The organism is Neobacillus niacini, assembly GCF_023715785.1.
Lineage (GTDB): Bacteria > Bacillota > Bacilli > Bacillales > Cytobacillaceae > Neobacillus > Neobacillus niacini_E.
Genome location: NZ_JAMBOX010000037.1, coordinates 1 through 6136 on the forward strand (window position 1 = coordinate 1; position 6136 = coordinate 6136).

6 protein-coding genes and 1 pseudogene are annotated in these 6136 nt (G+C 34.8%); 4 read left to right on the forward strand and 3 right to left on the reverse strand.

Going from position 1 to position 6136, the window contains the following annotated elements:
* The first annotated feature begins 218 nt into the window (after positions 1 to 218).
* Together M3234_RS28520 and M3234_RS28525 are read left to right on the forward strand one after the other, a co-directional pair.
* On the forward strand, positions 219 to 593 hold the full coding sequence (locus M3234_RS28520) for a VOC family protein (RefSeq protein ID WP_262307905.1): 375 nt from the start codon (positions 219 to 221) through the stop codon (positions 591 to 593).
* A 331-nt stretch (positions 594 to 924) separates the two neighbouring features.
* Positions 925 to 1422 carry a P-loop nucleotide/nucleoside kinase family protein gene (locus tag M3234_RS28525; RefSeq protein WP_262307906.1) on the forward strand — a complete coding sequence of 166 codons (498 nt, stop codon included), beginning with the start codon at positions 925 to 927 and terminating at the stop codon, positions 1420 to 1422.
* A gap of 128 nt (positions 1423 to 1550) precedes the next feature.
* Here the strand turns inward: M3234_RS28525 and M3234_RS28530 are convergent, their stop codons facing one another.
* Positions 1551 to 2243 (reverse strand): ArsR/SmtB family transcription factor, encoded by a 693-nt coding sequence (locus M3234_RS28530; protein ID WP_262307910.1) that lies wholly within the window; start codon positions 2241 to 2243, stop codon positions 1551 to 1553.
* An 89-nt stretch (positions 2244 to 2332) separates the two neighbouring features.
* Here M3234_RS28530 and M3234_RS28535 point away from each other — a divergent pair, with 89 nt between their 5' ends.
* Positions 2333 to 2809 carry a DinB family protein gene (locus M3234_RS28535; RefSeq protein ID WP_262307907.1) on the forward strand — a complete coding sequence of 159 codons (477 nt, stop codon included), beginning with the start codon at positions 2333 to 2335 and terminating at the stop codon, positions 2807 to 2809.
* 980 nt (positions 2810 to 3789) lie between these two features.
* Here the strand turns inward: M3234_RS28535 and M3234_RS28540 are convergent.
* Together M3234_RS28540 and M3234_RS28545 are read right to left on the reverse strand one after the other, a co-directional pair.
* A pseudogene (locus tag M3234_RS28540) lies at positions 3790 to 4187 on the reverse strand (DoxX family protein).
* A gap of 86 nt (positions 4188 to 4273) precedes the next feature.
* Positions 4274 to 5131, reverse strand: coding sequence for a pirin family protein (locus tag M3234_RS28545; RefSeq protein ID WP_262307908.1), 858 nt, complete (start codon positions 5129 to 5131; stop codon positions 4274 to 4276).
* A 105-nt stretch (positions 5132 to 5236) separates the two neighbouring features.
* Between M3234_RS28545 and M3234_RS28550 the strand changes: the two genes are divergently transcribed.
* The gene (locus M3234_RS28550) at positions 5237 to 5575 is read left to right on the forward strand and encodes a winged helix-turn-helix transcriptional regulator (protein WP_262307909.1); all 339 of its coding nucleotides are present in this window, start codon (positions 5237 to 5239) and stop codon (positions 5573 to 5575) included.
* The last annotated feature ends 561 nt before the right edge of the window (positions 5576 to 6136 follow it).

Genomic DNA, 6136 nt, shown 5'->3' on the forward strand with positions numbered 1-6136 from the left:
CCGTTTAGCTGACGGGGTCAAAGCCCCACGGGCAGTTACGTTCTACCCTGGCTACTGATATAATAAGACCAAAATAAATAAGGTCAACCAGAAATATTTAGCATTCTGGTTAACCTTATAATACGAAGGGGCAGTTTAGTTCAAATAAATTAGAAGGGAAAAGGGATATAAAAAAGGAATTACTTGATATACCGTACTAAATAAAGGAGAGGTATTTTATGAGTAAATCATTTATTGAACAAGTACATTATATTAGAATTCCCGTAAAAGATTTAGAGCAGTCTGCACAATGGTATAGAGATATATTAGGGCTTCAATTATTAACCATTACTGAGGATCCATTTACCATTATAAAAGTTAATGAGGGACCTTTTTTACTTATCTTAGTTCCTACTGAAGATGATACCTTTGCACATTTTACAATAGGTAATGTCCCAGCGTTTAGTATTGGTTTTACAAGTCCAGAATTATCTATATTTCATACACACCTTATTGAAAATGGTGTTAAGGTTGAGGATATAAAAGAGGATAATGGACATGCCTATTTCCACTTTTTTGATTTAAATGGCAATAAACTTCAAGTACACTGGTAAGAAATATATATATAACGTAATTTAGTGAAAGTCACACTTAAACTAAATGGGGCATTCTTTAATTAAGGGATGCTTTTTTCTTGTTGAAGTAAAGGGGCAGTTAAGTTGAAGATCGATGTTAAACTTGTGTTCAATAATTGGGCCATATTCTTGAATAAAGGTTAAAATAAGCTAGGTCTTAGGGGATCTTTATATCCTATAACATAAAAAATTAAATTTAAAATTAAAAGACCCGATTTAGATATTGAATATTTGAAACTGAATAACCATACTTAAAGAAAATAGTTACTATTTCTAATAACCAATATAACAAGTCCGGGGGGATAAAAATATGAAACAATTGGGGACTCTATACTTTTTCTGTGGAAAAATGGGAGCAGGAAAATCAACTAAATCAAAACAATTGGCTATAGAAAAACATGCGGTACTTTTATCTGAGGATGAATGGCTTTCATCACTTTATCCCAATCAGATCACATCATTTGAGGACTATCTAAAATTCTCAGCGCAGCTCAAGCCGATGGTGAAAAAGCATGTCCAAAGTATATTAAGTGTTGGTACAGATGTAGTGATGGATTTTCCAGGTAACACTCAAAAACAGCGAAAGTGGTTTTTGGATATAGCGTCAGAGGTCAATGCAAGCCATCAACTAATTTTCCTTAATTTAAATAACGAGCAATGCTTACGTCAAATTGTAAAAAGGCGTAATGAACAACCCGAAAGAGCAGCTTTTGACACGGAAGCGACGTTTATTCATGTTACTAAATTTTTTGAAGCACCAGAAGCATCCGAGGGTTTAAATATTTTAGAATATGGTGGAAAAGAATAACAAGAAGTTCAACACAGCGTTTTAGTATCAGATAAATAATTAGTTGAACTAAATCACCAATAGAAACACTTTTGGAATTCAACAATCGGGCGCCATTCTGGAATAAGGACGGCGCTCATTTGACCTAATTACATTTGGATATCCGTAATCCCCAAGGATTCATATAATCCAACTCTTCCTGTTTTTGTCACCTTTACAGCTCTATCAGGGAGCTTTTCAATCCAACGTAAATCTAACAACTTTACTAAAACAGCATTTCCTAAAGACCCTGCAAGGTGATAACGCCTTTCACTCCAATCTAGACACTTTCGAGCAAAATATCTTCGTTTATTTCTTAAAGCATCAAGATCAATATCAAAATCATGAAAGAATTTCTCTCCCATATCCGTTACAAGAAAATCAACTTCACCCTCTTCCAAATAGCCTTTCTCAATGAAGGCTTCAGTCAATAACACCCCAAGTTTTCCAGCCAAATGGTCATAACAAGTTCTGGCAATACGAACCTTCTCCAAACGTGAAAAATCCTTCAAGGAATTGATACTTGGGGATGGCGCAATAACAGTCAACGTTTCTATCGCTTGAGCGACATCAGAGCTAGCTAGACGAAAATAGCGATGGCGACCATATTTTTCTACACGAATCAGATTTCCTTCTACTAATTTCGCTAAATGGCCACTCGCTGTTTGCAATGAGATATTTGCCTTCCTCGCTAACTCATTTGCCGGAAGACCGTCAAGTCCAAGGAGAGCTTCTAACATGGCAGCCCTAGATGAATCAGCCATCAGTTTTGCAACGTACGAAAAATCAGGCCTACTTCCCATTGTCATTCCTCCAATTACATTTATACTTCGATTATAACCGAAGTTTTCACGTGATAAAATAGTGGAAACGTGATGGGAGGAATTAAAAAATGAAAGTTAATGATTTAATAATTTTTAATTTTGAAGAAGTTAGACGTAGAAGTATAAAAGTATGGAAAGCAATACCCGATCAAATGTTAAATTGGAAACCCGATGAAGATGCTCTTACTTGTGCCGAAATGATTAGACACTTATTAGAAAGTGAGTTTCTTTATCACCAAATTCTTATTGGAAGAGGTAGTAAAGCGTTATCTAATTTAACTAATCCATTTGAGACAAAAGATTTCACAACAGTAGATGATGAAATTGCATTTGCTCAACCCTATCGTGAAGAATTCTTGAAATACATAAAGTCAAGTAGTATAAACGATTTAGAAAATGTAGTAATCGACCGTTCTGACGTAGGTTATGTAAGAACACTTGGGGATATGTTTTTGCGTATCGCCTATCACGAATCTATTCATACAGGGCAGATGTTAGACTATATGAGAACAATGGGGATTGACCGCCCTAAGATATGGGATTAATGTTTTAGCATAAGACTGATGAAGTAGTTTATTCTAGAAAGCGTCATTTTGCATAGACAACACATATAAGGGGTTGAGTTTATTGATGTGTAAAAAAAGATTGTGAAGTATTGTACTTAAACTATAGCGGGCATTCCTTCGATAAGGAATGCTATTTTAGCTAAAACATTGGTATTACTACATTAACTTACTTTGACGAAAATAAATAATGAAAAACAAACACCGTCCTTTCTCTACATTTTGTAATAGGGGAAGGGTGGTGTTTTATTATGGGAATTACAGCAAACGTATTTTGATAGAAAAAATTGTAACGTTTTATCTTCTTTTGTAGAAAACAACCAACTCTTACATTAATCATGCTAAAGTGAACAAAACATATCTAAGGAGGAAGGGGAATGCAGTATGTTAATAGTTTCGGTTGGGGCCTAAATATCATTCTTATGATTTGTTTTGTTATAGCATTATTGGTCCTAATGAGAAAACCAAAAGAAAACCGAAAAAACACAAAGAAGAAAATGTGAAGTAATGTACTCAAACAAACAGGAGCGTTAATCTAAAAAAGGATTAACGCTTATTCTTGTTGAATGCTTTATAAACTAAAGATTGAAAGGGGGATGTTTACGAACAGGTTATTTGGACTTTTAATAATTAGTTTAACATTGCTTACAGACTCAATTGTATTGCAAGTTCCTTGGCTAATTTTAATTGTTTTAATCTTGGGCATTTTATTGTTAATTCCTAATAGTTGGAACCAAACCAATGAAGAGAAATCTGTGTAAGGAATTCTAATCATAAAAATTAATGAAATAGTGGAGAGTGTTGTTCAGATGAGGTCAAAGTTTTTAAAAAGGGGGAGTTGAAGAAGGAATGTCACTGTCTTACCAAGACACACTTAATACGGTTTACAAAAAACGCCCAGAATTAGCTTCTGAGCGTCTGATTCGTTATTCTAAAAAAATGCCATTAAAAATGGATGTAATTTAAAATAATATAGCATCCAGTGAATATTGTCCTGCACCTGTTAGTGCTACACCAATTGCAACAACTAAAATAGCAAGGCAGTATTCATATCCACCCTTTGTAAGCCAGTATCCATTTGGTCCATGAACTTTTAAAATCGCTACAACCATGCTTCCAGCAATTACAATGCCTGCAAGTGGTGTTAATAATCCTAAAGTAAACAAAGCACCACCTATAAATTCGGATAATCCAGCGAGTAAAGCCATTGTTACACCTGGTTTTATACCTAATTTTTCAAAATGCTCCCCAAATACTTTTATTCCTCCACTATCAAATGAGACGAATAACTTTTGGCTCCATGAGCCATGAAGGATAATCCAATTACTAAACGTATTAACAATAAACCTAATCCTAACACCTTTTGTTCCTCTTCCTTAATTATCTTTATCTAATTTGTTCGTTGTTGAGTTACTCCAATACTTATATAACTATATCTTAAATCCCTTAATCTGCTGGAGTTTCAAATTTTCCCTCTTGATAATCCCGATAAGCCTGTCGTATTTCTTCTTCTGTATTCATTACAAAAGGTCCATATGCTACTACAGGTTCTTTGATAGGTTCACCTGCAAACAGAACAAGTCGTAAGTTTTCGTTTGCAGAAACATGAATACTACTCACATTCTCAGCATCTGCGGAACCTAGCCACATCGCTTGCCCTTTTTTCGCTTCGACTTGATTTTCTCCGAATGTGCCACTTCCTTCTAATACATAAATATAGCCATTATAGGTACCAGGAAGGTCTTGAATAACGGATGCACCTTTTTCCAAAATCATTTCTACAAATGTGACAGATGCGTAATTCAGTGTATTAGATACAATATTTCCTGACGAACCAGAATATACCCTTATTAAAGCACCATTCTCCTCACGAACAGGCATGTCTTTTGCGTGCATATTTTGGTCACGGGGTTTTACCATTTTATATTTACGAGGTAGATTAACCCAAAGCTGAAGAAGATGAACTGTTTCACCGTCAAGTGGTGATTCATTATGGATTACTCCTCTACCAGCAGTCATAAATTGAAGGTCCCCTTTTTCTAGGATTCCACCCGCCCCCGTGGCATTGTCATAATGATTAAGCCTTCCGTCAATGATAAATGTTAAGGTTTCTATACCACGATGAGGATGCTCACTAAATGCTCCTTTTTGAAATTTATCTTCCATTAGTAATAAGAACGGGTCATAATCTACCCAGTTGCCAGGTGCAAGGATAGGACTTGCGGTATGAATATTGCTTATTTTTTGTTCGGTTACTGTCCATACTTTTTTTATTTCACGACGTTTAATATTTTCGGTATTCATATTTTTTGCCTCCTTTTCATGGTCATAATAAACTATTATAATTTATTTAGGAAGTATGCACTTTGAGGAGATATAGTATCCAAAAAGATACTATTGGAGGTTAAGATGAAAATAAAACCTGAATATTGTAACGTACACGATGCACTTTCCATCCTGGTTGGGAAATGGAAGCCCATTATTTTATTGTATCTAATGTCGGAAGGCACAATGAGATATGGAGAATTAAAAAAAGCACTGGTAGGTATTACCCCTAAAATGCTAACAAATCAATTACGGGAATTAGAGGAGGAGGGGCTCATAAATCGAAAGTTATATCCTGAAGTCCCACCTAAAGTGGAATATTCTATAACTGAGTATGGAATGACATTGAAGCCAATTTTAGATTCAATGCACGAATGGAGTATGCAACATAAAAAGAGGAAATTGGAAAATACTATAGACTAACATTTACTTCGTTTTTTTTGCGATGTCATAGGAGCTGCTGACGGCAGCTCTTTTTTATGAGGAAAGTTTGTGAAGGATTGCACTTAAACTAAAGGGTGAAGAGTTCAATAAGGGGCTGTGGAGGCGACTCTTTTTCTTGTTTCGCTAACCACAGTTTAGATGCTAGAATTAATTTATAAAACATATAATATACTTTTTAAGTTAACTACATTTGTATAGGTGGTGTTATCTTGAAAAAAGACAAAAATAAAGGCATGATAAAAGTGATATCTGTTTTTGGTATAGGTTCTATTTTAGTTTTATTGATTCCTTTTCTCTTTCATTATTTTTTATAGACCGTATGATATCGGATTTAGGTAAGATTGTGAAAAATGCACTAACACTAACGAGCTTATATATAATAAGAAAACTTAATGACGACAGGGTAACTGTCGTCAGATTGTCGAGAAAGGGTATATTTCTCGGCAATTTTTTATTTTAATGGAAATTGAATGGCCGATTTTATTAAAATTGCCCCTGCTAGGGGGCCTGTTGATTTCCGTTCCAGGTGCTTCGCTTTCC